Raw genomic sequence first — 26,302 nt, 5'->3', positions numbered from 1 at the left:
TTTATGGACAGAGAGGAAAATTATGAAATCACTTTTTGCAGCTTGTGTTCTCGCCTGTACTTTATTGGTTAGTGCTTGTGGAACCACTTCAACCCCAGATCCTGAAATCAATTTCAAAGGACCACTGGCGCTTGATAAAAAGGGAACAGTTGAATTATCTGGTAGTGGATTTGTTCCAAATTCAGATGTGACATTGGTCTTTAGGACAATAGACGGTGTAGAAAGTGACATCACTTATGCCGTCGACCCTGCGCCGAAAGCTGACTACGAAGGTAATTGGGTCACGACGTGGTCTTATGGCCGTTTTGTCAAAAAGAAATTAGTTGCTGCGGGTGACTATACCCTGATCGCGACAGATAGTGATTTTACGCCTTTAGCCCAAGAGGTTGTAAGCTTCAAATAATCCATTTGAGTATACGCCTGTCATGAATTTGGCAGGTGTATATTTTTTGTCATAAGAAAAGTGAAAGATTATTCATGAGCAACGTTAGTGCCATTCAACATTTCTGCCCTATTCGCCGTGTAGGAGAGGGGGAGCTACATCATTTCTTTGGGTATTATAACAAAAATGTATGGGACCGTACTGGCAGATATTTTTTATCAAACCAAGTACAGATGATGACTCAGAATTTAACTGGCAAAGAGGTTGCAAAGGTTGGGTATTTTGACTTGGAAGACGGTGATAAATACATTCCTATTGGTTCCACTACGACATGGAATTGGCAAATGGGGTGTCAGTTGCAATGGTTAGAGGGCTATAAAGGTCATAGTATTATTTATAATACACGCAACGAAGACGGTGAAGAGACTGTTTACCCTGATTTTTGTTCCACTATTTATAATGTGGAAACTGGTATAGAAAAAAAGTTGCCTTTGCCTATTTATGTTGTGGCTCCTAATAGTGAGTACGCATTATCTGTTGATTATTCACGCTTTCAAGAAACACATCGTACAATTGGTTATAATGCAACACATCAGGAACCTGAATTGCCTTTGGCACCAGAAAACGATGGTATCTGGCGTATGGATATTGAAACAGGTTGCTATAAGCTGATCCTTAGCTTAAAGGACCTGTTCAATTACCGTCATGTACCTTCTATGGATAAAGCAATTCATTGGGTTACACATTTGGAAATTTGTCCAAATTCTTCACGGTTTTTATTTATCCATCGCTGGACAGAGCGTGTTGAAGATGAGTTCTGTTTTTTACATCGACTGTTTACCATCAATGAAGATGGTAGCGATCTGCGATTATTGGAATGTACAGATCACCCAATTCCACAATTGGCAAAAGATTTTGACCCTGATGCTTTGGGAACTTTTGATTATGAAAAATCGGAATATCAAATTTCTCATCCTGTTTGGAAAGACGACGATACAGTAATTGTATGGGGCCCACATAAGGGAAATATCCATTATCACCTTTATGATGATAAAACCAATCAAGTTAAGGTCATTGGCAAAGAGCAGCTGACAGAAAATGGGCATATGACATTTTCTAAAGATGGTCGTTGGTTGTTGTCGGATACATATCCTGACGATGTAACGAATGAACGTTTCTTAATCTTGTATGATGTTGAGAATAATCAACGCTATAATATTGGCAGTTTTTATACGCCACCAGATCTTGGCAAACACAATCGTTGCGATCTCCATCCAAGGTGGAGCCCCGATTGTCAGCAGGTTTGTATAGATTCTGTTCATGAAGGCTCTCGCCAACGTTATATTATTGATGTCTCAGAGCTGGTGAATAGCTAGGTATTGAGGGGTGAGAGGTGGAAATTCATGTCATTGTTATCATTGCAGTAGGAACTTTCCTTGTCTCATCCTTTAATGCGGCTATTGGACCAACGGGCGGCATTCAACTGGCTTTGGTTGCATCTTTATTGCCTCCGCAACTCTCTATACCTGTACATGCTGTTATTTCGGGCACATCTAGTCTGACACGGTTTTATCAGTTTAGATCGTCGGTTGATTGGTTTTTTGTTCTTCGCTTTTGTCTTGGTTCTATTATCGGCACCAGCGTTTCTATTGCTGTTTTTTTTCAGATTGACGAAGGTATTTTACTAGTCGTTATCGGCAGCTTTGTTCTCTTTAATAATTATATTCCTTATAAGGACTTTATTGGGGGCAAAGCTGTATCTTATCTGGATATTATTATTGGATTAGTTACAGGTGCTTTGACCGTTTTTGTGGGAGCAACAGGGCCCGCTGTTTTTACGTATATAGCAGCATCAAGAGGACATAGGGAAGCCATTTTGGGAACCGATGCTGCGTGTATGTCATTTCAACATTTTACTAAGGTTATTGGTTTTTCCCTGCTGGCATTTTTACCCCTAAAGTACATTTCTATTCTTATAATTTTCGGGTTATGTGGGATTCTTGGTACTTCAGTAGGTGTTGTATTTGTCCGAAAAATGCCAGAAAAATTTTTCCAAACTGCCTTTAAGTTCGTAACGACTTTAGTCGGGGGGTACTTGATCGTATTGGGCTTGTGGTCTTAAGAATGTAATTCCTGTTTTTTTACTTACTACTAAGACAAGGTTATTTTTTAATAAATCAAATCAAGAAATTAGCCAGAATTTCATTGTTGGTGATGTCCTGAAACTTGATGCCGTTTTCGTGGAATTTTTCCATCAGGGTATCAAAGTTCTTCGGGTTTTTGGTTTCGATGCCGATCAGGATAGAGCCAAAGTTTCGGGCGGATTTTTTCAGGTATTCGAAACGAGAAATATCATCTTCATCGCCAAGCAGGAAGAGGAAGTCTTTCAACGCGCCGGGACGTTGGGGCATGCGAAGGATGAAGTATTTTTTGAGGCCAGCATGTCTTAAAGCACGCTCTTTTACTTCGGGCAGGCGTTCAAAATCAAAGTTCCCGCCAGAGGTCACACAGACAACGTTTTTGCCCCGGATACTTTCGGGGTCGAGAGATTGCAGAATATCAATGGTCAGGGCACCCGCGGGTTCCAGCACCACGCCTTCGATATTAAGCATGGTGATCATGGTGGCGCAGAGGCGATCTTCGGGGGCCAGGAGAACACGATCCGCAGAAAAATCCTTGAGCGCCTCAAAGTTATGTTCCCCGATCAGGGCAACGGCAGCGCCATCAACAAAGTTATCAACGCTGTCCAGTTTGATCCGCTCTCCGGCGGCAAGGCTTTCCTTCAAGCTTGGTGCGCCTTCGGGTTCAACAAACCAGAAATCTGTCGCTGGTGATGCTTCTTTCAGATACCGGGTTACGCCAGCCGCCAAACCACCGCCGCCTGTTGGCATGATCAGGGTATCCAGAGGCTCACCATCCAACTGGTCCATAATTTCCAACCCGATGGTCGCCTGTCCCTCGATGATATCGGGATGGTCAAAGGGTGGCACCATAAAGGCGCCTTCTTCGTCAGTGAACCTGTGGGCGGCTTCATATGCCTCGTCAAAGATATCCCCGACCAGCTTTACATCAATGTACTTACCGCCAAAGGCGCGGGTCTTGTGAATTTTCTGCTGCGGCGTCGTGGTTGGCATAAAGACCGTGCCGCGCTTTTTGAAATGGTTACAGGTATAGGCAAAGCCCTGTGCGTGATTGCCAGCCGAAGCACATACAAATTGCTGCTCGGCAAATTGTTGATCCTTCGCCGTACCATGCCCCTTCTCAAGCGCCTTGCTGAAAAAGTTAAAGGCTCCACGGATTTTATAACTGCGGACCGGGGTCAAATCTTCGCGTTTGAGATAAACATTACAGTCATATTTATCCGATAGAAAGCGGTTATGCTGTAGCGGTGTTTCCGAAAAAACAGTGGAAATATTCTGTCGCGCTTTCTGAACGGAACCCTTGAATGCAGTCATTATCTCTTAACCCTTGAAGAACAACAGCTATTTGTATAGTCGCTCTGCCGGTTTTTGTATAGGGCATTTGCGAATAGCTCTCATGCATTCGCGGCAGTTCGGTGAAGGCATTGGGTTTTAACGGTGATTATTCTCAATCACCAAAGTGTTTTAGCGTCAAGAAAAAGGTATTAGTTATAGAGGTTAATATTACACTAAGGATTGTATTTTGGGGTGTTTTATATAATGTTTTTTCTAATGTAGGTACTCCCACAATCGCCCAAAAGCGGACTGTCTATATTGAATCTAATAAGGTGAATTCAATGGCAAAGATTATCGGAAATAATGAAGTCCTTGGTGGCCGTAATGATACCAATAAGAACAACATAAAGCGTCTGGTTCTATTGTGTTTAAGCTCGTACGTTATTTATCTTTCGAGTCCTGTAAATGCCTGCATTATTAGCGCAAGAATGGTTATGGAAGATGTCAAATATGCCGAAGCTGTAGTTGTAGGCAAAGTAATTAATTATGAGATTGTTAAAGATAAAAATTTTAGGAAACTAACCATCGCTGCTCTCGAAAAGCAAACGGGTCTATCAGAAAAGGAACGAGCAGAAAAAAGGAGCACTATAGAACAACGTTCATTTATAACTGATTATGCGCGCTTCGATATCGATGTTAGAGAGGTGCTTTTAGGAAATGTATCCGATACAATTACGGTGACTTGGAACAACTCAACTTTTGGTGAGCCTGATAACCTTTCTGATTTTTTATATTTAATAGCATTGAGCAATCCCGTCGATACGCACCCTCCATTACGAGGACCATCGGCAACTATTCCGCCAAGTGTTGAACCAAATTTGATGACCGTCCTTCAAGCGCCGTGTTCAAGTGCGTTTATCTTTGAAAACTCAAGTCAAAATGCCACGAAAATTCGACAAATTATTAAATCTATACAAGAGTAACAAACTTATCTTTTAAATTTATTAGACTATAAATCAGTATAATAGATGCATTCATGACCACTAATGGAACAAAGTAGTTAAACTATGACCTGATCTATATTAGCACGTAATCTTATTTTACCCACAGTCGACGTGATTTTAAAAACTTGATAAATGCGGTTTGAATATCTGCTTGTTACAATCACCTCAGAAAATTCACCGTTTCCTTGTCCCCGTCCAGATTAAGCTGTGCCTCAACGGGGGCGGTTGTGCTAATTACCTTACCGCGGCGTATGACAAACAGGCGGGCGGGGCGCAGGCGGATGGCTTCGATGGGGTCTTGTGCTTGCAAGATTACCAGATCAGCGTAGTTGCCTTTGGCGATACCATAGTCTTGCAGATGCATGACCTTGGCTGAATTATCGGTGACAGCTTTGAACATGGCTTTGGTTTCTGCAACGCCCGTCATTTGACCGACATGGGTTGCCATGTGGGCGACGTCGAGCATGTCGTGGCTGCCAAAGCTGTACCACGGGTCCATCACACAGTCGTGGCCAAGAGCGACGTTAATGCCCATGGCGGTCATTTCCTTGACCCGTGTCATGCCGCGTCGTTTCGGGTAGGTATCGTGGCGGCCTTGCAGGGTTATGTTGATCAGCGGGTTGGGGATTGCGGTAATACCTGCTTCCTTGATCAGGGGCAGGAGCTTGCTGACGTAGTAGTTATCCATGGAGTGCATGGAAGTCAGGTGTGATCCGGCAACACGTCCCTGTAGGCCCAGACGCACCGTCTCGCTGGCAAGGGTTTCGATATGGCGGGACATGGGGTCGTCGGTCTCATCGCAGTGCATATCCACCAGCAAGCCACGGTCGGTCGCAATTTCACAAAGTGCTTTTACGGAACGTGCGCCATCGTCCATGGTGCGCTCGAAATGGGGAATGCCGCCAACAACATCAACGCCCATATCCAGGGCACGCTTCAGGTTCTCTGCCGCTTTTTCATAACGGAAATATCCGTCCTGTGGAAAGGCAACCAACTGAATATCAATCCACGGGGCGAGTTCTTTTTTGGCTTCCAATAGTGCGCCAACAGCAAGCAGACGGTCGTCACTAGTGTCCACATGGCTGCGTATCGCTAAGGTGCCACGGGCGATAGACCAGCGGGCGAGGGCGTGAACGCGTTGCTTGATCGCCTCGTGGGTCAGGTGTGGTTTCAGTTCCCCCCAAAGCTGAATGCCTTCCAGCAGTGTCCCGCTTTCGTTCAGTCTGGGCTGCCCGAGGCTGAGGGTGGAATCAAGATGGAAGTGCGGATCGATAAAGGGGGCGGTGACCAGATGTCCCCCGGCGTCAATGACCTCTGTCTGCCCCTCGACGATGCCGTTCGTAATATTCGGTCTGATCTCGACAATACGGTCATCTTGAACGGCGATATCAACACTGTTTTTAGCATCTGTGCTATCAGCAAGCCGGGCGTTTTTGATGATGAGATCAAGCATGGGCATATCCGTTCGTTAGGTACTTTTGCCAAATTCGTTGGTCGTGGTCTGGTGCCGAAATTCTGTGCGTGCGTATCATGTCCGCTCCCCTCTGCGGAAGGGAACCAGAAGTGCTTTAGGGTAGCTGGCTTTGCGGGCCATGATGACCATGGCAACGATACTGAGAATATAGGGTATCATCAGGAAGAACTGATAGGGGATCAAAGCGCCCGATGTTTGCTGTGCGCGTACCTGTAGCGCATCAAGCCCGGCGAAGAGAAGCGCGCCCAACAATGCCTTGCCGGGTTTCCATGACGCAAAGATCACCAGTGCAATACAAATCCAGCCACGCCCGTTGATCATGCCAAAGAAGAAAGCATCAAAGGCCGACATGGTAATAAAGGCGCCGCCCACGGCCATAAAGGCACTGCCGACCATCACGGCCCCTGTACGAACAGAGAGAACATTGATGCCTTGTGCTTCGACGGCCATGGGATTTTCCCCCGCCATACGCACCGCAAGGCCAAGTGGTGTTTTGTAAAGCACATACCAGACAACAGGTACAAGGATCAGGGCGAGATAGGTCAGGGGTGTCTGGCTGAAGAGTGCTTCGCCGATTACCGGAATTTCAGACAGAAAAGGAACCTCATAAACCTGAAAGGGTTCAATTTTCGGGGGCGTTGTCGCATCGGGCAATAACATTCGATAGACGTAATAGCTAAGCGAAGAGGCAAAGAGCGTAATCCCGATCCCGGTCACATGTTGTGACAGCCCCAGATAAACGGTGAATATGCTGTGGAGCAGGCCGAACATCAGGCCGAGAAAAGCCGCAAACATAACGCCCGTCCAAAGGTCACCGCCCATGTAAACCCACATCCAACCTGACATGGCGCCCATGGTCATAATGCCTTCGATCCCGAGGTTGAGAACGCCAGCACGCTCGCAGATCAATTCCCCGAGCGTGCCAAGAATAAGGGGACTTACAATGCGGATTGTCGCGGCCCAGAAGCCAGCAGAAACGAGTATTTCAAGAATATCCATCATGGCTTTATCTGAACCTCACGCGGTAGCGGGTTAGCATCACGCTGACAAGTATGGAAAGAACCGAAAGACCCACCAGAACATCCGCAATATAGGTCGGTATATTAATCGCCCGGCTCATGGAATCTGCGCCGACATAGATCATGGAAATAAACAGCGCCGAGAGAATGACGGCGAGGGGATTAAGCTGTGCCAGCATGGCAACGGCAATGCCTGTGTAGCCAAAGCCGGGGGAAATATCTAGGGTAAGGTATCCCTTTAACCCGGCGACTTCGCTGACCCCGGCAATGCCCGCAAGCCCGCCACTGATCAGCGCTGTGCGGATAACGGTGGTGTTGACATTGATACCAGAAAATCTGGCGGCAGATGTGTTTAGGCCGACGGCCCTGATTTCATAGCCCCATACGGTAAAGCGCATCATGGCCCAGCAGAGGACAGAGCCGATCAGGGCAAAGACAAAGCCAAAGTGAAGTCGGCTTTTATCAACCAGACTTGGGAAAAGTCCTTCGTTAATAATGGGTTCGGCCTGTGGCCAGCCCATGGACATGGGGTCTTTCAAGGGGCCTTCCAGAAAGTACCCGACAAACAACAGGATCACAAAATTGAGCAACAGGGTTGTCACGACCTCGTCAACCTTCAGGTGGGTTTTGAGCATGACGGGAACGGCAAGGGCGGCGCCACCCGCCAAGGCCCCGACCAGCATCAGGAAGGGGATCATCAACAGCGGGGGTAGCGTGATCAGACCTGTACCAAAAAAGGTTGCGGCCAAGGCCCCGCAATAGAGCTGCCCTTCGGCGCCGATGTTATAGAACTTGGCCCGAAAGGCGATGGTCGCGGCTAACCCGGTAAAGATCAGCGGAATAGAGCGCGTGAGTGTTTCGGTCAGGGCAAAGCCGGACCCCACAGCCCCTTTGACCAACAGGCCATAGGCTTCGAACACAGGTGCACCGACCCACAGGATCAGAACAGAGCCGATGAGCAAAGAAATAAAGACAGCGGCAACAGGTGCCAGGGCAATGCGCCAGGGGGCGATATGTTCCCGAGGTTCAATTTGCATGGGGTTGTTCCTCGTTCCCTGAATTTGTTGTTTCTGAATGAATTGAGTTGTCAGAGGGTGCCTGTACTAAATGGTTTGTTCCGGCCATCATCAAACCAACCTCTGCGGTGGTCAGGCTTTTTGCATCATAACTTTGGGTCAGGGCGCCGTGGTACATCACCGCGATCCGGTCACAAAGGGCAAAGAGTTCATCCAGATCTTCGGATATCAGCACAATGGCGGCGCCCCGCTTTCTGGCGGCGAGAAGCTGTTCATGGACATAGGCAATGGCCCCTTCGTCCAGGCCACGCACAGGCTGATTGGCGAGGATAAAGTCAGGCTTTGGGGAAAGGGCGCGGGCAAGGATCAGTTTCTGCATATTGCCGCCGGAAAGCAGTTTTGTCTCGGCTTCGGGGCCTTCGCATCTGATGTCAAAAGCATCAATCAATTTGTTGGCACGTTCAAGGCAGGCTTTGCGATCTATTAAAACGCCTGCTTTGGAAACGGGGGCGTGTCGCAAGTCTTCGCTGATCAGGTTTTCCCAAAGCATCATGTCCCCGACAACGCCGGAACTGTGGCGGTCTTCGGGAATACGCCCAACACCCCGGTGCACGATATCGGCGGGTGAGGCGCTGGTGACTTCTTTGCCAAGCAAGGTAAAGGTACCTGCATCGGGCTTTTCCAGACCGGAAAGCAGATCGGCGAGGGTTGACTGGCCATTTCCGGCAACACCCGCTATTCCAACTATTTCATGTTGATGGACGGTAAGATTGACTTGATTGAGCTTTGGAACGCCGCTGGCATCTTTGCTGTTGTCTTCGATGCTGACATCATCAAGTTCGACAACAGGCTTTCCAATTGTCATCTGTTCCAGAACCGGGCGTTCAACGGTGCGGCCAACCATCATTTCCGCCAATAGTTTTCTATCGGCTTTTTCTGTTTCAATACTGCCAACAATCTTTCCCCGACGGAGTACCTCTACCCGTGTGCTGATGGCTAGAATTTCGTGGAGCTTGTGAGAGATAAAGATAATAGCAAAGCCTTCCTTGGTCAGACTTTTCAAGGTTTTGAACAGGCTGTCGGCTTCCTGTGGTGTCAAGACGGCTGTGGGTTCATCCAGTATCAGAACCCGGGCGTCGCGATAGAGGGCTTTCAGGATTTCCACCCGTTGTCTTTCACCGACCGATAGATCGGCAACACGGGCATCCGGGTCAACTTTTAAACCATAATCTTTGGACATCTGCGCCAGCTTTGCTTTGGCGGGGGCGCGTTTTTGCCCCAAAGACCACAGACTTTCAGTCCCCAGCATGATGTTTTCCAGGACAGTCAGGTTTTCAGCCAGGGTAAAGTGCTGGTGAACCATACCAATTCCGGCATTGATCGCGGCATCGGTCTGTCCGGCGGGAAGTTTCTGTCCCTCAACTTCGATGTATCCCTCATCAGCCGTATAGTGGCCGTAGAGAATATTCATCAGGGTGGTTTTACCCGCGCCATTCTCGCCGAGCAAGGCAATGACTTCGCCCTTATCAAGCGAAAAGGATATATCGTCATTGGCGGTAAGAGAGCCAAAGCGCTTGGTAATGTTATGAAAGGCAAGCAAAGCCATGTTATGCCTCAAGAAATGCAAGAACAGAACTGTCTTGGAATAGCTGGACAGAGAAGAAGCTGGATGACGAGTGAGTGATTACTTAAATATAGCTTAAGTATCAATAGCCGTTACATCTTTTTTGGTTCGCCTTTATGCGTTTGATGCTACCGCACGCGTTTTACAAGGCATTTTACAGGGCATTCAGCAATTCTCCCTCCAAAAAAATCCCCGGTCTCCCTCTAATAACAGTTAGAGGAAAGAACAAGACCGGGGATGGAAGGCGGCTAGTAAGTCGATTTGGGCTCTTCGTCGTTGATCTCAACAACAAATTTACCCGAGAGGATATCTGCTTTTACTTGTTCGACCTTAGCCTTTGCATCTGCTGGAATTTTATCTTCGAACTCATAATAAGGGGCCAGAGAAGCACCCCCTTTTTGCATCATGGTCCATTCTTTATAATCCTCGGCAGAATAGGTACCTGCTTTGACTAGGCTAATGGCATGGCCGATTGCTGATTCCATATGCCAAAGGGCAGATGTCACAACAACGTCCTTGCCATTTTCTTCCTTGTTCATGTCATTCACGTTACCAAAGGCAATAATACCTTTGTCGCGTGCCGCATCAACAACACCTGCGCGTTCTGCATAGAGAACATCAACACCTGCTTCGATCTGGGCGAAAGCAGCTTCTTTTGCTTTTGGTGGGTCATACCAGGAACCGATGAAGTTCACCTTGAACTGTGCGTCCGGGTTAACGGATCGTGCACCAGCCATAAAGGCATGGAACAGGCGATTGACTTCACCAATCGGGTATCCCCCGACCATGCCGATCTTGCCTGATTTACTCATGCTTCCGGCCAGAATACCCATGAGGTAACAGGGTTCGTGAATATAGTTATCAAAAACCGAGAAGTTATCGCCATGGGGCTTGAAGGGGTCCCCCATCAAATAGGCAACATCTTTGTAATCGTCTGCGACTTTGCGGGCTTCACGGCTGATACCAAAGGCTTCCCCGACAATCAGATCAACCTTGCTTTCAGAATATTCCCTTAGCACACGAACATAGTCGGTATTGGCCACTTTTTCGGAATAGACATATTCGATTTCACCCGCTTCCTGTGCGGCAACCAAGGCTTCGTGAAGGCGTGCATCCCACTTTTGTTGAATAGGCTGCGTATAGATACCCGCGACCTTGATGGTTTTTGCAAAAGCGCCCGTTGCGCCAAGGGTTGCACTGGCCAAACCTGCGGCAGCAAGCGCAAGAACGGTTCTTCTGGATAAACCTGTCATGTAATCCCTCCCTGGATAGATGTAAAACAGCTCTGAAAGCGCCCAAATACAAGATCGGTATCTCACCGTTAGTCGTTGTTTATTTGCTTTCAGGAACTGTGGTTCCTGTTAATCGACTTGTACAGAGCTCTTTACTTCTACAGTCAGGACAGATTGTTCCGCCTCTTTTAACTGTGCACCAAATGCTAAATTTATTTTATCACTTGGTCAAATAAAACAGGGGGAAATCTTTGTGAATTTTGTGCTCTGTACTTGGTCTAGGTGCGAATTACTTATAGTCATAACTTTAATGTGTCAATAATATCAGCATTTTAGTTTCCAGATCTTCCCAAAACAGATGGCTGCTCTGCGGGGGAAAATAAACAGGAATACTTGACCTAATCGCTCAAGTAGTTAAAAGGGGGCAACAGATTTTGGCCGGGTCATGATCATGAATGCAAAAGATCATGCTATAGTAGCCATGCGGCAAAGACCGCGATTGATCGTCAGAGAGAAATTAGCGAAGGCAAAGTAATGTCCCAAGCCTGTAGTATTGCCAAAAACATTGCCGGAAACGCAGCCAGCAATGTTCCCCAAAGCGCTTTGAAAAATGAGGTCCGCAAAAAAGGGGAAAAAGAAGCTGGCAGCGAAGCCAAGAACATCTTTTCCTATCGTAAATACTGGGCACAGCGTTTTGGCATTGCACCGTTCCTTCCCATGTCCCGGGAAGAAATGGATCTGCTGGGCTGGGACAGTTGTGACGTTATTATTGTCACGGGAGATGCTTATGTGGATCACCCCAGCTTCGGCATGGCTATTATGGGGCGATTACTCGAGGCGCAGGGCTTTCGCGTTGGCATCATTGCCCAACCTGAATGGGAAAATGCAGAAGCTTTCAAGGCGCTGGGCAAACCAAACCTCTATTACGGTGTAACCGGCGGTAACATGGACTCAATGATCAACCGCTATACGGCTGATCGTCGGGTTCGTCACAATGACAGTTACACACCAAACGACGAGGGGGGCAAACGCCCGGACCGTTCGGTCATTGTCTATTCACAACGTTGCCGCGAAGCTTATAAAGACGTGCCGATTGTCATCGGCGGTATCGAGGCATCCCTGCGCCGTACGGCTCATTATGACTATTGGTCGGACAAGGTGCGCCGTTCCGTCTTGATTGATAGTAAGGCGGACATTCTGCTTTATGGAAATGCAGAGCGCGCGATTGTTGATCTGACCCACCGTGTTGCCGCAGGGGAAGCCCCAAAGGATATTGATGATATCCGTGGCACGGTGATTGTGCGCAAGGAAATCCCCGAGGGCTGGACCGTTGCCGATATGACGGACATTGATGACGACAATGACCTTCATCACATTCCCGATCGTGCCGAGGCCCGTAAAAAACTAAGAGCCGCCGACAAAGATAAAACCGCTGTGCGCCTGCCGTCCTATGAAGAGGTGATTGCGGACAAGGCTCTCTATGCCCAGGCATCGCGGGTTGTGCATCTGGAAAGTAACGCTGGGAATGCCCGTGTTATGGTGCAAAAGCATGGTGATCGCGATATCTGGATTAACCAGCCGCCGATCCCGCTGACCACACCGGAAATGGATGGTGTGTTTGATCTGACCTATGCCCGTGCACCGCATCCGGTTTATGGCGATGCCAAGCTGGCTGCGTGGGATATGATCCGTTTTTCCGTGAATATCATGCGCGGATGTTTTGGCGGCTGTTCTTTCTGTTCCATTACCGAACACGAAGGCCGTGTCATTCAAAGCCGTTCCGAAGAATCAATTCTAAAAGAAATCGAAGACATTCGCGACAAGGTTGATGGCTTTACCGGGCAGATTACCGATATGGGTGGTCCGACCGCCAATATGTATCGCATGGCCTGTAAGGATGACAAAATCCAAAAGGTTTGTCGTCGTCTGTCCTGTGTCTATCCTGATATCTGTAAAAATCTGGACACCAGTCATGAAAGCCTGATCCAGCTTTATCGCAAGGCCCGTGATATCAAGGGTATCAAAAAGATCTCTATTCAGTCCGGTCTTCGTTATGACATTGCGGTTAAAAGCCCAACCTATATCAAGGAACTGGTGACCCATCATGTCGGCGGCTATTTGAAGATTGCGCCAGAGCATACCGAAGAACGTGCATTGTCCAAGATGATGAAGCCGGGCATTGGCACCTATGATCGCTTCAAGTCCATGTTTGATGCAGCGGCGAAAAAAGCGGGGAAAGAACTATACCTTATCCCTTATTTTATCGCGGCACATCCCGGCTGTGAAGACGAAGACATGATGAACCTCGCGATCTGGCTAAAGCAAAATGGCTTCCGGGCGGATCAGGTTCAGAACTTTATCCCGTCGCCGATGGCACTTTCAACGGCCATGTACCACAGCGAGCGTAATCCCTTACGCCCGATCCGTCGTAGTAGTGGTGAAATTGTACAAACGGCAAAGGGTATGAAACAGCGTCGCTTGCACAAGGCTTTCTTGCGCTATCACGATCCTGATAATTGGCCGATTTTGCGTGAAGCGCTTAGAAATCTGGGGCGTGCCGACCTTATTGGTCCGGGCAAAAAACATCTGGTTCCTGCGCATCAGCCGATCGGCACAGGCGATAACAAGCCGGGTGCCAGAGGCTACGCAAAAAAGAAAGACGGCAGTAAAGGCGGCAAACCTTTTTTTACAACCCACGCTGGACAGGGACGCCGCCGTGCTCACGACAAGGGGCCGTCAGCTTCCGGGAATACAGACGGGCCAGCCCGCGGTGCCACCGCACATGGCAAAGCAAAGCCGGGGGGAAAACCTGCACGCCGTAAGCCAACGGGACAAAGGCGAAGAACGCGGACTTAAGCCGAAGTGACATAAAAGACTGTCTGTTTAAGTTCAGAAAGAGAAAAGGTTTGGGATGTTGATGATAACATTCCAGGCCTTTTGGGTTTAAAGCTGGTCGCGATACTTTGCCTCTACCAGATACACGATTTCGGAATGGGTGCCGTTGATTTCGACGAAGTGGGCATCGCCTGTGCGCTGGTTTTGTTCGACGCGGTGCCAGAATTCCTGATAGTGATCTCTGATTTCGGTCTGAAAGACCCCGATAATTTTATAGTTGAAGCCTTTGTTGTGGGCGTAGTTTGCGGCTTTGTTGATCGACGACAGGCTGGTTTGCAGAAAGAATATGCGTCCGTCTTTTTCGAGGTGCCGGGCGCTAAAATCAAAAAGATCACGGATCATATCAATGCCATAGACCCCGCCGCTGAAAAACTCTTTCCCCGATGCTTTTACGGTTGGCAAAGACGCGGGGTTAGAGATAATAAAGTCATAGCTTTCACGATTAACGTGATCCTTAATCAGATAAGGTTGGAAATTAGAAAAATCATTTAAGCTTATGTTTTCTTTGCTTAAAGTGATCGCATCGGGATCAATATCAAATCCGGTAACAGAGTGCGCCCCGCGTTTTGCAGCATAGATGCCAAGCACCCCGGTGCCACAGCCAAAATCGCAAATGCGTTGTTGTGAAAAGGCCAGGTTTTCCAGATAGAGAAGAAGAAATTCAGAATAGCGAGTGACACGAATTTTCCCGGTTTCGAGAATGGTGAGTTCCTGTAATCCCGCGCTGAATTTCTTCATATAAAATCACCGATGCTGTTGATCCGTTTTATTTTTTCTTGACCTTCGATTGTTCTAATTTGCCCATTATAGCATATGGGGATGAATTCAGCTCTATCACCCCCAATCACGGATAGTTTAATAGAGTTGCTTCTTAAGGGTTTCCTGAACAGCCTGATCAAATGAGTCCGTTTTGCCCTGTTCTTTTGCTTTTTCCGCAACATAGGCATCATGTTTTGTGATCAGTTTACTCATGGCTTTTTCAAGTTGTTCGCGTTCCTCGAGCTTGGCATTGATATAGGCCTGTTTTTCATCGTCGGACTTGCCTTGTAGTGTCTTTGGCAGGTCGCCGTCCTTGATTTCATCAAGTGATACAGCGCCGTTTTTGATATCGGCAACCAAGTCACCGCCGCCTGTGATCACCTCTTTGACCGAAGAACGCTTGGCATAAAACTTGGAATTTTCCACCTGTACCGAACTTGGCGCGGCTTCTTTTAGCTCCATTTTATCCTGAACGGCGGATTGTTCTTCTTCAGAGCCATAGGGGATAACCGTTTCATCAATACGCTTTTGCAGGATAATGATATCCCCGTCAAAAGGCGTTTCGATAATTTTGATCTGACCGCCGTCCTGTGGAATGGGGATGTAACGTCCATTGCCAAGCTGGGCGATTTCTTTCCAGATTTTCTTGGTATCGGGATCTCCACCGGCCTGAACAGCATTGACAATAATACCGTCTTTTCTGGCTCTCTTGATAACATCGGGGTATTTCGGGGCGTTGTCATAATCCATATGGGGCGGGGCATCACCGACCAGAAAGACAATACGCTGAGTGTCTTGGCCCTTTGTCCAGTCCAGTTGACGAACAGACGCATCCAGTGCTTCGTTCACGGCCTCGGGGGTGTCACCGCCACCATTGGCCTGAAAGTGTATTAGATTGCCGTATAGCCCCTGTATATCCGGGCTCATGTCATAAGATTTGATAACGTAATCGTCACCAATGTCACGATATCCGATTAGCGCCATTTCAATATCGGCATTGGGGTGAATATCCACAATAGTATTGGCGATGGACCAGATTTTGCGCTTTGCCCCGTCAATCAGATCGGCCATGGACCCGGTGGTATCCAGAACAAAAGCCACCTCGATGCGTGGTTGCCCCTGTTGATTGTCGGCAGATGCCGTTGATGCCAATAGGGGGGAAGATAATCCATAAAGTGCTGTTGATGCCAAAAGCCCTGTCATTAATCCGCGTGCTGATTTTTTCATCAGACTGTTCCTATCTTTTTGTGAGAATAGGTTTTTAGGTTGTGGGATTATTGTGGTGTAAAAGGGAGAGGAACAAGGCAAGAAAAGGTAACTTTAAGGTGTAAATATGACCATGGAATATACCCATAGTCATATTTACAAAGACGTAGGCAAACTTATTTTGGGGCAAAATTTATGTAGCTGGTCCCAAGCAGCGGGCGTATTCCACATGGTTGTTTGCTTCGGAAATTTCATCAATGTTTGCATGATAGTCTGCAAAGAAACCAAAGCTTACCAATGGGTGTGCGGTTGGTGACCAGGATACCGGATCAATTGGGTGTGACATCATAAATTGTTGCCCGGGGGCCAGGGGCGGCACATTCAGGCTCTGTTGCGTTGGGTAGGTATCATTCCAAGGCTGGCCCAGGGGAACGTCAAACCCGACACTCACAACGCTTGCCGGGGCCATTCCTGTGCCGACATTTCTGATGATCCAGCGAATGGACTGATTCCCGCCATTCCAACTGCCGCAATATCCAGTATTTGGCATGCCGTTCGTTCCCCCTGACGCAGGTAATACCACAAGATCAGGCGTGCCATTGGGCAGACCGTAAACGGGACCATTACTTCGTTTGTTTATTGGTCTGATGGGGGCGACATTCTTTCTTTTTTGTACAATCGTTCTGGGTGCCGTGGGACGGGGCGGTACAACAACTTTGTATTGTGTCCTTGTCCCAGACAATGACTTTGCTGTGGCGGTCCGTTGCGATGTCGCTGTACTCGACGCATTCCGACTGCAATTGTTTTGCGCCGAAGTTTGCCCTGTCACCTGAGTTGCACATTCTGCCATAGCGGGCGCTGTTGTGATTGTCAGGTAATTCACGGCAAACAGACCGGAAGTGATGGCGCAAAGGCTTTTGATTTTTGAAATATTACTCATTTTTCCTACTCCTGTTTAAAATCAGGGCGGAAAACTGAGCCTTTTCCATTTCAGGTATGGTTGCCGGATTTCCGCGAGATACCCAATAGGTCGGGTTTAGGAAACATAAGGTTCAATTTACTTTTATTTAATTAGCGAGGGCATTATTCAAATCTTTGCAGATTGCGTTAACTGCTTTAAGAATAAATAGAATTATAAATCTCTTACTCCTTTATGATGGAACTCTGATGAAACTTTGTGGGATTGAGCTTAAAGGAAACGATGCCGTTTTGGTTGTTTTGGAAATTAGTGAAAAGGGACCAAAATACATTGATTTACCAACACGGAAAATAGCATTGGGCGAGAGTGATAACGCTGTCGATGTTATTCGCTTTCAAGATGAAATAGCGACCTTTTTTGTCAGCAACAATATCTCTAAAGCCGCCATTAAAAAACGCGCCAAAAAAGGCAAATTCGCAGGTGGCCCCGATACCTTTAAAATGGAAGCCTTAATACAGGTTATTCCAGATCTGGAAGTAGAATTGGTGACGCCACAAGCCTTGGCCGCCATGGAGAAAAAACATGATATTATTTATCCGAGCAGTTTGAAAAAGTATCAAGAAGTGGCGTATTTGGTTGGGGTTTGGTTGTTCAAGTGATTGTAGAGTTTTACGTAAACAATTGAGATGAATTGTATTAATAGGGTTCTGGATTAATCCTTATCTCTAATCATTTGATAAGGGAAGTTATTGCAATGGATTATGCAGGAATTCTATACGGTAATGACAAGGAACAAGAAGAAGAGAAAAGGGAACAGCTAGACGACAAGATGTTCAAAATGTTTGTTGATGGTCATGCTGGTAAGGGGAACAAGCTAACTTATGAACAGGCGAAGTGGTGGTGGCGAAATGCGGGTGGAAAACCGCTTGTCGTTGACGGCAGGGAGTTAACAGTGTGGAGAACCAGTAATAATAGTCAGATAGCAGCCCCTATACCTCTTGATGATCTTAAAGTTCATGGTCATGTGTCCACCAATCCGGCGAATGGTCGAATATATGATGCAGGATATGATTTTGAACCCAAAGTAATGGCTATGCCCCAAGACGCAGATATTGTGGATAAAGTCAGAATCACGTCCAGAAATTTTTTAAATGAACGTGCGATTGAAGAGCATGGGAAGGGAACTCCTTTTAAAATCGTATATCGTTATGAGGACAAATATTTTGAGTAAGATCAAAAGATATCTTATATATTTCGGTGTCATGCTTGGTTGGGGAATGCTTTATCTCGTTTTTCAGGCATTCAACTCTGATAAAGAATATTATTACCACAATTCTACCCGGCCGGATAATTACACCATTCGTAGAGATGGTGACGTTATTATTCCGGCGACAATCGTCGACCATGATATTATGCCTGGATATTACGTTGGTTTACAGCTTCCTGCGGAATATCTGGAATGTGATGGAGGACGTAACGGATATAAAATTCGCATCCGTAATGAGGAAAATTATTTCATTCTCTCTACAGAGACAGAAGAAGCCCTCTTTTACAAATCCCGGAAAGAATTTGAAAGAAAACTTAGAGAATTGGGCCTCTATAACGACTTAGCACTGGATTACACAGCTTTTAAGACCAGTTGGAAATATCTGTCCAATGGCTATGACAGAGTTGACTGGGACGACTGTGAGTTGGCTGATAGCCGTCCCAATGGATGAAGATGAATATTTATCGCTTATATACCCGTTCCCCCGCCACATAGGTGGCTGAAATTGCGCGATCATCACCAAGGATCATGAGCGAGAAAAGGATGTCTTCGAGGTTTTCTGAAACTTCCTGACGGCTTTCAAGTACGGGCGTAGCTTTGGGGTCCAGCACCACGATATCGGCGTACTTTCCGGCCTCTAGATTTCCAGTCTCATTATCCTGCTTGATCTGTTTGGCATTGCCTAGGGTCGCCAGATAAAAGGCGTCGTGAGCGGTTATTTTCCGGCCCTTGAGCATGGCAACTTTGTAGGCTTCGCCCAGGGTTTGCAGCATGGAATAGCTGGTGCCACCACCGACGTCTGTGGCAACGCCGACACCCACGGGGCGTTCTGGTTTGGATAGATGGTCGATATCAAACAGGCCAGATCCCAGAAAATTGTTGGATGTGGGGCAATGCACCACGGTGGAACCGCTTTCGGCAAGGCGCTGGCATTCCCGTTCTGACAGGTGGATACCGTGGGCAAAGAAGGAATTTTCGCCCAACAGGTTAAAATGATCGTAAACGTCAGTATAGTCTTTAGACCACGGGAATTGCTTTTGCACTGTGGCAATCTCGCCGGGACTTTCCGACAGGTGGGTTTGCATCAGGCAATCTGGATTATCTTTGTAGAGATCACCTGTGACCTGTAACTGTGCATCGGTTGAGGTAACAGCAAAGCGTGGTGTGATGGCATATTTCAAGCGGCCTTTGTTATCCCACTTGTTGATCAACTCCTGTGAATCCCTTGCCGCTGTTTCGGGGGTGTCCAGTACTGCATCGGGTGCAAGCCTGTCCATCATGGTCTTTCCCGTGATCATAGACATACCGCGCTTTTGAGCGGCGGCGAACAGCGTATCGGCACAGGTCTTGTGCACAGAACAAAAGGCGAGGGCAGAGGTTGTTCCATTGGCAAAAAGGCGATCGAGGAAAATCTCTGCTGCTTTGGCGGCATATTCTTCTGAGCTGTAGCGCCCTTCTTCGGGGAAGGTAAAGCGATTGAGCCAGTCGAGTAAGTCTTTGCCGGGGGCTGCGAGAATACGGTATTGCGGAAAGTGAATATGCGGATCAATAAAACCAGCCATAATGATTTTATCGTCATAATCATCGCATGGCAGCCCCTTAAACGCATCGGGCAGGTCAGCAAAAGCGCCTTGCCAGAGAATGCGTCCGCTTTCGCTGATGACAATAGCGCCCTTGGCCTCGTATTGAACCGAGTTTTCGTCTCCCTTGATACGGGGATTGTCAGTAAAGTTTACGGTGGCACCACGAAGAAGCTTGACGGCGGGTTGATCTGTATTTGCCATAATATGACCTTAGGTATTGCTGCCGGAAGACCGGGCTGTTTCATTTCATTGTGACAGTCGCTTACCAATGACGTCAGACAGGACAAAGATCCTGCCGGATTTTTCAGGCAAGCATAACGATCCTTGCGGGTTTACCCACCAGATACGGACCAGTACTTTGCTTTAAAATTTATGTCATCAGCCGGGGGATTTTTCCCGCGCCGTACTGATTGTTTTCTATTTCAGCTTTTTTAGCTTCGCTGGGTGCCAGCCCTTCGTTTTTAAAGGGCTGGCTTTAACCCCAAATCTTTTTTCAGAATAATCAGTTAGCCTGATATTCCTGAATAATTTATTGTGGTAGTTGGTCGTCGATACCTTGAACGTACCAGTTCATGCCAAGAAGCTCACCAACAGCAACTGTTTCACCTTCTTTAACGGCAACTGAACCGTCCTGTTTGGTGATTGGGCCCTGGAATGGGTGCATTTCACCAGATGTGATTTTGGCTTCAGTTTCCTGGGCCATTTTTTTCACGTCGTCAGGAAGGTTGGTGTAATCAGCCATGACAACCATCTTTTCGTTCAGACCACCCCAGGTGTCTTCTGACTTCCATGTGCCATCCAATACAGCCTGTGTACGGTTGATATAATAGGATGCCCAGTCATCGATAATGGCTGTTAGCTGTGCTTTTTCAGCGAAGGCATACATGTCGGAAGCCTGACCAAAACCGTGAACACCCTGTTCCTGTGCAATTTGAAGCGGCGCAGTTGAATCAGTGTGCTGGGTAATGATATCAGCGCCTTGACCAATCAGAACTTTGGCTGCGTCTGCTTCTTTGCCCGGGTCAAACCATGAGTTTACCCAGACAATTTTCAGTTTGAAGTCCGGGTTTACAGACTGTGCGCCCAGCATAAAGGCATTGATACCGCGAACAACTTCTGGAATTGGGAAAGAACCAATGTAACCTGCGACACCTGTCTTGGACTGTTTAGCAGCAATCTGACCGATGATGTAGCGGCCTTCGTAAAAACGTGAAGAATAGGTCGAAACGTTATCGGAACGTTTGTAACCCGTGGCGTGTTCAAACTTTACATCCGGGAAGCGTTTGGCAACTTTCAGGGTTGGTTCCATGAAACCAAAGGACGTTGTGAAAATCAGTTTGGACCCTTTGCGGGCAAGACGTTCAATCGCACGTTCGGCATCCGGACCTTCGGCAACTTTTTCAACATAGGTTGTTTCGATCTGGTCACCAAACTTTTCTTCGAGAGCTTTTCGGCCCTGATCATGTTGATAGCTCCAACCATGGTCACCTACGGGGCCGACGTATATAAAACCAACTTTCAGCTTATCTGCAGCAGATGCCGGGACTATCGCTAGGGATAGTGCGATGGCGGCGGCAAATCCCAAGATTTTCTTCATTTGGGTTATCCTTCCCTGATTAGTGAATTCTCTTCGGCAAGAGAACTCTTCGCGGCCGTTTCATTCTTTTGACGTTAGCGCTGGCCGATATAAGCGATAACGTCTGTATTCGTTTTTTACGTTCTTGTTTGCATTTCCCTGTTGGTTTGCTTGGCGTAGAGCCCGGGGTGTTTCGTCCAACAGAAAAAGACATATTACCGATCAGGAACAAAGGTTTGACCGATACATGCAGGAGTATTTACACGAGTTAGCGTTTTGTTGCCAGAAATAATGACCAATGCAATGATGGTGACGACATATGGCAGTGATGACAGAAACTGCGAAGGGATACCAAAACCAAGTGCCTGTACATAGAGGCCCATGATCCAGACGGCCCCGAACAGATAGGCCCCGATCGCAAGTCGTTTGGGAAGCCAGGTTGAAAAAACCACCAAAGCCAACGCGACCCAGCCGCGCCCCGCAGTCATGTTCTCGATCCATTGTGGCGTATAGGCAAGCGACAGGTAAGCCCCGGCCAGTCCGGAACAAGCGCCCCCGAACATTATACAGGCATAGCGGACGGCGATCACATTGTACCCCAGTGCATGGGCTGAATTATGGTTGTCGCCGACTGATCGGATAATTAGGCCTATTCGGGTCTTGAATAAAACATAAGTCGTTCCAAAAATGAGCGCAACAGAAGCATAGACCAGAATATCCTGTCCAAAAATAATGGGACCAATAAAGGGAATAGAGCTGAGGAACGGGATGGAAAGCTGTTGCAGCTTCACACCGGGAAGTCCAACAAAAGATTCCCCGATCAGTCCTGATAATCCAAGTCCCAAAAGGGTAAGGGCCAATCCGGTCGCAACCTGATTGGTTGCCAATGTTTGGGTCAGAATGGCAAAGAAGAAGGCGAGGGCGACGCCCCCCAGAACTCCGGCCAGAATACCGATATAGGGGTTGCCAGTGGTATAGGCTGCGGCAAAACCACAGACAGCGCCCATTACCATCATGCCTTCGACACCCAGATTGAGAACTCCGGACCTTTCGGTAACCAGTTCCCCAATCGCCGCAAGCAACAAAGGGGTAGAGGCGGTGATAATTGTCAAGATGACAGCTTGTGTTGCATCCATTGGTTTTACTCCGCCGCTACTGATTGTTGTTTTGTTGAACCCAGCATCTTTATCCGATAGAGGATCAGCGTGTCACAGGCCAAAATGTAAAAGAGTAAAATGCCCTGAAAGACCTGTGCCGTTTTATCGGACACACCCAGATCAATTTGCGCGGCCTCGCCGCCGATATAGGTAATAGCGAGCATAACCCCGGCAAAAAGAACGCCGATTGGGTTTAATCGACCAAGAAAGGCGACGATGATAGCCGTAAAACCATAGCCGGGTGAAATGGTTGGCTGTAACTGGCCACTTGGTCCGGCAACTTCACCGATGCCGGCAATTCCCGCCAGACCGCCGGAAAGCAATAGACAGAACCAAACGATTTTCTTTCTGGAAAAACCTGCGAAACGTCCTGCACGCGGGGAATTTCCGATAACCAGTATCTCAAAACCCTTTAATGTTCTGCTCATAAGAACGGTTAGGATTACAACAACGATTATTGCAAGGATAATCCCGATGTGAACCCGTCCATCCCCCAGAGTTGGCAGCAACTGCCAACCTTCAAAGGCGATGGATTGTGGAAAGTTAAAGCCTTTTGGATCTTTCCAGGGGCCACGAACAACCCAGTCTAAAAAGAGCTGTGCAATATAAACCATCATCAGGGATGTCAGGATTTCATTCGCGTTGAACCTGTTCTTTAAAAAGGCAGGGATCGCAGCATAGAGTGCACCCCCCAAAGCACCAAGTGTGATCATGGTAACAAGGGCAAGGGGGGATTGCCATGATGTGAAAACAATAGGAACAATTGATCCGACGATTGCGCCCATGGTCAACTGACCCTCTGCGCCAATATTCCAGACATTTGCCATATAGCAAACGGACAGCCCGGCACCGATTAGAATAAGGGGGGCCGCCTTGACGAAGACCTCTTCCAGTGACCACACCGATGTTACAGGTTCAATAAAATAAACATAAAGTGCTTCAAAGGGGTTCAACCCCTGAACGGCAAAAATGATGGCACCAGTGAAAACCGTCAGGGCAATGGCCAATAGCGGTGACATAAGGGTCATGAATTCCGAGTGTTCGGAACGTTTTTCCAACACGAGTTTCATGCGCTTACCTTCTCATTTTTCCCTGTTGCGTTTTGGTTTTTCTTCTCGTGAGCACCAGCCATTAGCAAGCCGATTTTCTCTAGCGTAAGATCACCAGCCGGGAAAGCTTCGGAAAGCTGGCCGCGCGAGATGACCGCAATTCGGTCTGCGATTTCGAAAATTTCGTCTAGGTCCTGGGATATGACCAGAACCGCAGATCCCGCCAAGGCCAGATCAATCATAACTTGCCGGATCAGGGCTGCAGCCCCGGCATCAACGCCCCATGTCGGTTGGTTGATCACAAGAACCTTGGGTTTGCGATCCAGCTCTCGACCTACAACAAATTTTTGCAAGTTTCCGCCAGACAGTGATCTGGCTTCGGGGTCTGGTTTACCTTTGCGAACGTCATAATCGCGGGTGATCCGTTCGTTGATCGCAATAGCATTCTCGCGATCAATAAAACCGGATTTTGATAAACCCGCATCATCGGAATGGCGGGTAAGAACAATGTTTTCCGACAGGGAAAGCCCCGGGACAGCCCCGTGGCCAAGGCGTTCTTCGGGAACAAAACCCGCCCCGTTGCGGCGGCGTTCTGTTATGGTGTCCAAACCGCTATCACGCCCGTCGATTTGAATGGTTCCAGCTGTATCCGCGATGCGTTCCCCTGAAATGGCATCAAAGAGTTCTGATTGTCCGTTCCCGGCAACACCTGCGATGGCAACGACTTCACCTGCTTTGACGTCCAGATTTATATCGACAAGGGAAACGCCAAAGGGACCGTCTGCGGCCTGGGATAGCTTATTGAGCTTTAGCAGTGTTTCACCAGGATTGTATTCTCTGTTGGCATTAATCGCGTGGACATCTGCACCAACCATCAATCTGGCAAGACTGGCGGCTGTTTCTTCCTGTGGATCAACCTGTCCGACAACTTTTCCCATACGCAGGATTGTTGAATCGTGGCAAAGCCGTTTAACTTCGTCCAGGCGGTGAGAGATATAGAGAACCGCACAGCCTTCTTTGGCCAGCCGTTCCAGGGTCAAGAACAGCTGATCAGCTTCCTGAGGTGTCAGAACAGCTGTTGGCTCATCCATGATCAACAGGCGTGGTTCTTGTAACAGGCAGCGGACAATTTCAATACGCTGTCGTTCCCCGACGGATAGATCAGCAACCAGAGCTGTTGGTTCTAACGGAAGACCATATTCTTTGGACACATCCGATATTTTTTGGGAAAGGCTTTTGATATCTGTATCTTTTGGCAGGGCGAGGGCAATATTTTCAACAACACTGAGGGCTTCGAACAGGGAAAAGTGTTGGAAAACCATACCGATACCCAGGGTGCGTGCCGCAGCAGGGTTCGCTATGGATACTTCTTTTCCCAGCCAATGCAAAGATCCTTTGGTGGGTTGCAAAGATCCGTAGATAATTTTGACAAGGGTTGATTTTCCCGCGCCGTTTTCACCAAGAAGGGCGTGAATTTCACCCGGGGCAAGCTTGAGCGTAACATCGTCATTAGCTGCCAGATCCCCGAACATCTTGGTGATGCCGCGTGCTTCCAACAGATACTCTGTCGTCGTAGCTGTGCCGCCTTTTGTGGATACATGATCCCCCAATTGCTGGCCCTCCCAATAAGCCTATTTTCCCAGTTCAGTACTTTTTCAGTAAGTTTTTAACTCTCCGGTTTTTAACTTACTAGTTTTAATTCATTTTTTTGTCTTATTGGACAAACTTTGCGGTTTTTTCAACTCTATTCAAGTTTGTCATAGTATTGGAATCCAAAAGGGTTTCCCGTTTGGATATTTCTTCATCTTTAATCAGTAGTTCTGCCGTAACAGATGCGGCGATTGCCGCTGGATGTTTGGACGCTATACCGTCAATCCCAATGGGGCAGATTAGCTTGTCGATGTTATCAGCGTTCATGCCAAATGATTTCAGGCGGCTTTTGAAACGTGCCTTTTTTGTGTCCGAACCAATGACCCCGACATAGGCAAAGCGTTCTGCTGCAAGGGCGGCATTGACCAAATCAAGATCAAGTGCGTGGCTATGGGTCATGATCACGATAAAGGAACCATCTGGTGCTGAAGCCAAGGTTTCCACAGGCGTAGGCGTGTAAATCTTTTCAACATTGCCGGGGGTAACCGATGGTAAGGCATTATGACGGGAATCAATCCACACAAGATCAAAGGGCAGCGCCGCCATATTGAGCATCAGGGCACGTCCAATATGCCCCGCACCATAAAGATAAACCTGACGCTTCTTTTCACCAAAGCTTTCCAGAATATCCCCGTTAGGATCAAACCTCAGCTTCTGGTGAGCCTCTTCTGTTATCTTTCTGATAACACGATCTTCTCTAAAAAGGCCCTGTGTAGAAAAGGGGCCAGTTTCTTCCATAATTGCTAATTCTTTTACGTCATCCAATTGCTCTTTGGTAAAAACTTCGATGAGCAACTTTACTGCACCGCCACAACACTGTCCCAACTCTGGCCCAAGTGCGTGCTGGCTAAAATTCAGCAATGCTTTTTGGTTGCGCATGAGTTTCTGGGCCTTTGCCTGAACATGCCATTCAAGTGTGCCGCCGCCAATCGTTCCGTGAAAACCACCATCAGGGCGAATAATCATGCGTGTTCCGGCTTCTCGTGGGGCAGAACCCAAAACTTCTGTCATGGTCACCATGGCGCAACAACCTGCATTTTCCAGATGTTTGGCGATAAGTGACCAGACTTTCAT

At 47.7% G+C, this 26,302-nt stretch carries 23 protein-coding genes; 8 read left to right on the top strand and 15 right to left on the bottom strand.

Annotated elements, in window-relative coordinates; translation table 11 throughout:
• Positions 1–22: 22 nt before the first annotated feature.
• The 3 genes from WH95_RS00290 (at position 23) to WH95_RS00280 (ending at position 2,504) form a co-directional block, all read left to right on the top strand.
• Positions 23–403: a hypothetical protein gene (locus tag WH95_RS00290; protein WP_046501511.1), complete on the top strand. Its 381-nt coding sequence runs from the start codon at positions 23–25 to the stop codon at positions 401–403.
• A gap of 74 nt (positions 404–477) precedes the next feature.
• Complete coding sequence (locus WH95_RS00285) at positions 478–1,758, top strand: hypothetical protein (protein ID WP_046501509.1); 1,281 nt, start codon at positions 478–480, stop codon at positions 1,756–1,758.
• A gap of 17 nt (positions 1,759–1,775) precedes the next feature.
• Positions 1,776–2,504, top strand: a complete 729-nt coding sequence (locus WH95_RS00280; RefSeq protein WP_046501506.1) for a sulfite exporter TauE/SafE family protein — start codon at positions 1,776–1,778, stop codon at positions 2,502–2,504.
• Positions 2,505–2,559: 55 nt separating this feature from the next.
• Here WH95_RS00280 and ilvA read toward each other — a convergent pair whose 3' ends face one another.
• Positions 2,560–3,837 carry a threonine ammonia-lyase IlvA gene (gene ilvA / locus WH95_RS00275; protein WP_046501504.1) on the bottom strand — a complete coding sequence of 426 codons (1,278 nt, stop codon included), beginning with the start codon at positions 3,835–3,837 and terminating at the stop codon, positions 2,560–2,562.
• Positions 3,838–4,139: 302 nt separating this feature from the next.
• Here ilvA and WH95_RS00270 point away from each other — a divergent pair, with 302 nt between their 5' ends.
• Entirely contained in the window at positions 4,140–4,781 is a 642-nt protein-coding gene (locus tag WH95_RS00270) for a hypothetical protein (protein ID WP_113771966.1), read from the top strand.
• Positions 4,782–4,962: 181 nt separating this feature from the next.
• Here WH95_RS00270 and WH95_RS00265 read toward each other — a convergent pair whose 3' ends face one another.
• The 5 genes from WH95_RS00265 to WH95_RS00245 form a co-directional block, all read right to left on the bottom strand.
• Entirely contained in the window at positions 4,963–6,255 is a 1,293-nt protein-coding gene (locus WH95_RS00265) for an amidohydrolase family protein (protein WP_046501501.1), read from the bottom strand.
• A gap of 75 nt (positions 6,256–6,330) precedes the next feature.
• On the bottom strand, positions 6,331–7,278 hold the full coding sequence (locus tag WH95_RS00260; protein ID WP_204247632.1) for an ABC transporter permease: 948 nt from the start codon (positions 7,276–7,278) through the stop codon (positions 6,331–6,333).
• 4 nt (positions 7,279–7,282) lie between these two features.
• On the bottom strand, positions 7,283–8,332 hold the full coding sequence (locus WH95_RS00255; RefSeq protein WP_046501497.1) for an ABC transporter permease: 1,050 nt from the start codon (positions 8,330–8,332) through the stop codon (positions 7,283–7,285).
• Positions 8,322–9,917, bottom strand: coding sequence for an ABC transporter ATP-binding protein (locus WH95_RS00250; protein WP_046501496.1), 1,596 nt, complete (start codon positions 9,915–9,917; stop codon positions 8,322–8,324). Before WH95_RS00250 ends, WH95_RS00255 begins: the two co-directional genes overlap by 11 nt.
• 266 nt (positions 9,918–10,183) lie before the next feature.
• Entirely contained in the window at positions 10,184–11,188 is a 1,005-nt protein-coding gene (locus tag WH95_RS00245; protein WP_052741649.1) for a BMP family protein, read from the bottom strand.
• 696 nt (positions 11,189–11,884) lie between these two features.
• Between WH95_RS00245 and WH95_RS00240 the strand changes: the two genes are divergently transcribed.
• Entirely contained in the window at positions 11,885–14,023 is a 2,139-nt protein-coding gene (locus tag WH95_RS00240) for a YgiQ family radical SAM protein (RefSeq protein ID WP_218044421.1), read from the top strand.
• Between the two features lie 87 nt (positions 14,024–14,110).
• On the opposite strand, the gene WH95_RS00235 is transcribed toward WH95_RS00240, so the two are convergent.
• The 3 genes from WH95_RS00235 to WH95_RS00225 form a co-directional block, all read right to left on the bottom strand.
• Positions 14,111–14,800, bottom strand: coding sequence for a 50S ribosomal protein L11 methyltransferase (locus WH95_RS00235; protein WP_046501493.1), 690 nt, complete (start codon positions 14,798–14,800; stop codon positions 14,111–14,113).
• A gap of 117 nt (positions 14,801–14,917) precedes the next feature.
• Complete coding sequence (locus WH95_RS00230) at positions 14,918–16,048, bottom strand: vWA domain-containing protein (protein WP_046501491.1); 1,131 nt, start codon at positions 16,046–16,048, stop codon at positions 14,918–14,920.
• Between the two features lie 172 nt (positions 16,049–16,220).
• Entirely contained in the window at positions 16,221–16,967 is a 747-nt protein-coding gene (locus tag WH95_RS00225; RefSeq protein WP_046501489.1) for a hypothetical protein, read from the bottom strand.
• A gap of 227 nt (positions 16,968–17,194) precedes the next feature.
• On the opposite strand from WH95_RS00225, the gene WH95_RS00220 reads away from it, so the two are divergent.
• The 3 genes from WH95_RS00220 to WH95_RS00210 all read left to right on the top strand — a co-directional run bounded on the left by WH95_RS00220 (position 17,195) and on the right by WH95_RS00210 (position 18,664).
• Complete coding sequence (locus tag WH95_RS00220; protein WP_046501487.1) at positions 17,195–17,605, top strand: DUF3010 family protein; 411 nt, start codon at positions 17,195–17,197, stop codon at positions 17,603–17,605.
• A gap of 95 nt (positions 17,606–17,700) precedes the next feature.
• Positions 17,701–18,177 (top strand): hypothetical protein, encoded by a 477-nt coding sequence (locus WH95_RS00215; RefSeq protein ID WP_046501485.1) that lies wholly within the window; start codon positions 17,701–17,703, stop codon positions 18,175–18,177.
• On the top strand, positions 18,170–18,664 hold the full coding sequence (locus WH95_RS00210) for a hypothetical protein (protein WP_046501482.1): 495 nt from the start codon (positions 18,170–18,172) through the stop codon (positions 18,662–18,664). Before WH95_RS00215 ends, WH95_RS00210 begins: the two co-directional genes overlap by 8 nt.
• 10 nt (positions 18,665–18,674) lie before the next feature.
• On the opposite strand, the gene guaD is transcribed toward WH95_RS00210, so the two are convergent.
• From guaD to xdhC, 6 genes are all read right to left on the bottom strand, one after another.
• Positions 18,675–19,997, bottom strand: coding sequence for a guanine deaminase (gene guaD / locus WH95_RS00205; protein WP_046501480.1), 1,323 nt, complete (start codon positions 19,995–19,997; stop codon positions 18,675–18,677).
• A 328-nt stretch (positions 19,998–20,325) separates the two neighbouring features.
• Entirely contained in the window at positions 20,326–21,393 is a 1,068-nt protein-coding gene (locus tag WH95_RS00200; protein WP_046501477.1) for a BMP family ABC transporter substrate-binding protein, read from the bottom strand.
• Positions 21,394–21,587: 194 nt separating this feature from the next.
• Positions 21,588–22,508: an ABC transporter permease gene (locus tag WH95_RS00195; RefSeq protein ID WP_046501476.1), complete on the bottom strand. Its 921-nt coding sequence runs from the start codon at positions 22,506–22,508 to the stop codon at positions 21,588–21,590.
• 5 nt (positions 22,509–22,513) lie between these two features.
• A complete protein-coding gene (locus tag WH95_RS00190; protein ID WP_046501473.1) occupies positions 22,514–23,599 on the bottom strand; it encodes an ABC transporter permease in 1,086 nt (361 codons plus the stop codon).
• Positions 23,596–25,188 carry an ABC transporter ATP-binding protein gene (locus WH95_RS00185; RefSeq protein ID WP_245622921.1) on the bottom strand — a complete coding sequence of 531 codons (1,593 nt, stop codon included), beginning with the start codon at positions 25,186–25,188 and terminating at the stop codon, positions 23,596–23,598. The genes WH95_RS00190 and WH95_RS00185 overlap by 4 nt, the downstream gene beginning before the upstream one ends.
• Before the next feature lie 103 nt (positions 25,189–25,291).
• Positions 25,292–26,302, bottom strand: coding sequence for a xanthine dehydrogenase accessory protein XdhC (xdhC, locus tag WH95_RS00180; protein WP_046501472.1), 1,011 nt, complete (start codon positions 26,300–26,302; stop codon positions 25,292–25,294).

The organism is Kiloniella litopenaei (genome assembly GCF_000982415.1).
GTDB classification, from domain to species: Bacteria; Pseudomonadota; Alphaproteobacteria; order Kiloniellales; family Kiloniellaceae; genus Kiloniella; species Kiloniella litopenaei.
Note: the sequence above shows the minus strand (reverse complement) of the source record. Positions and strands in the feature narration are given on the sequence as shown.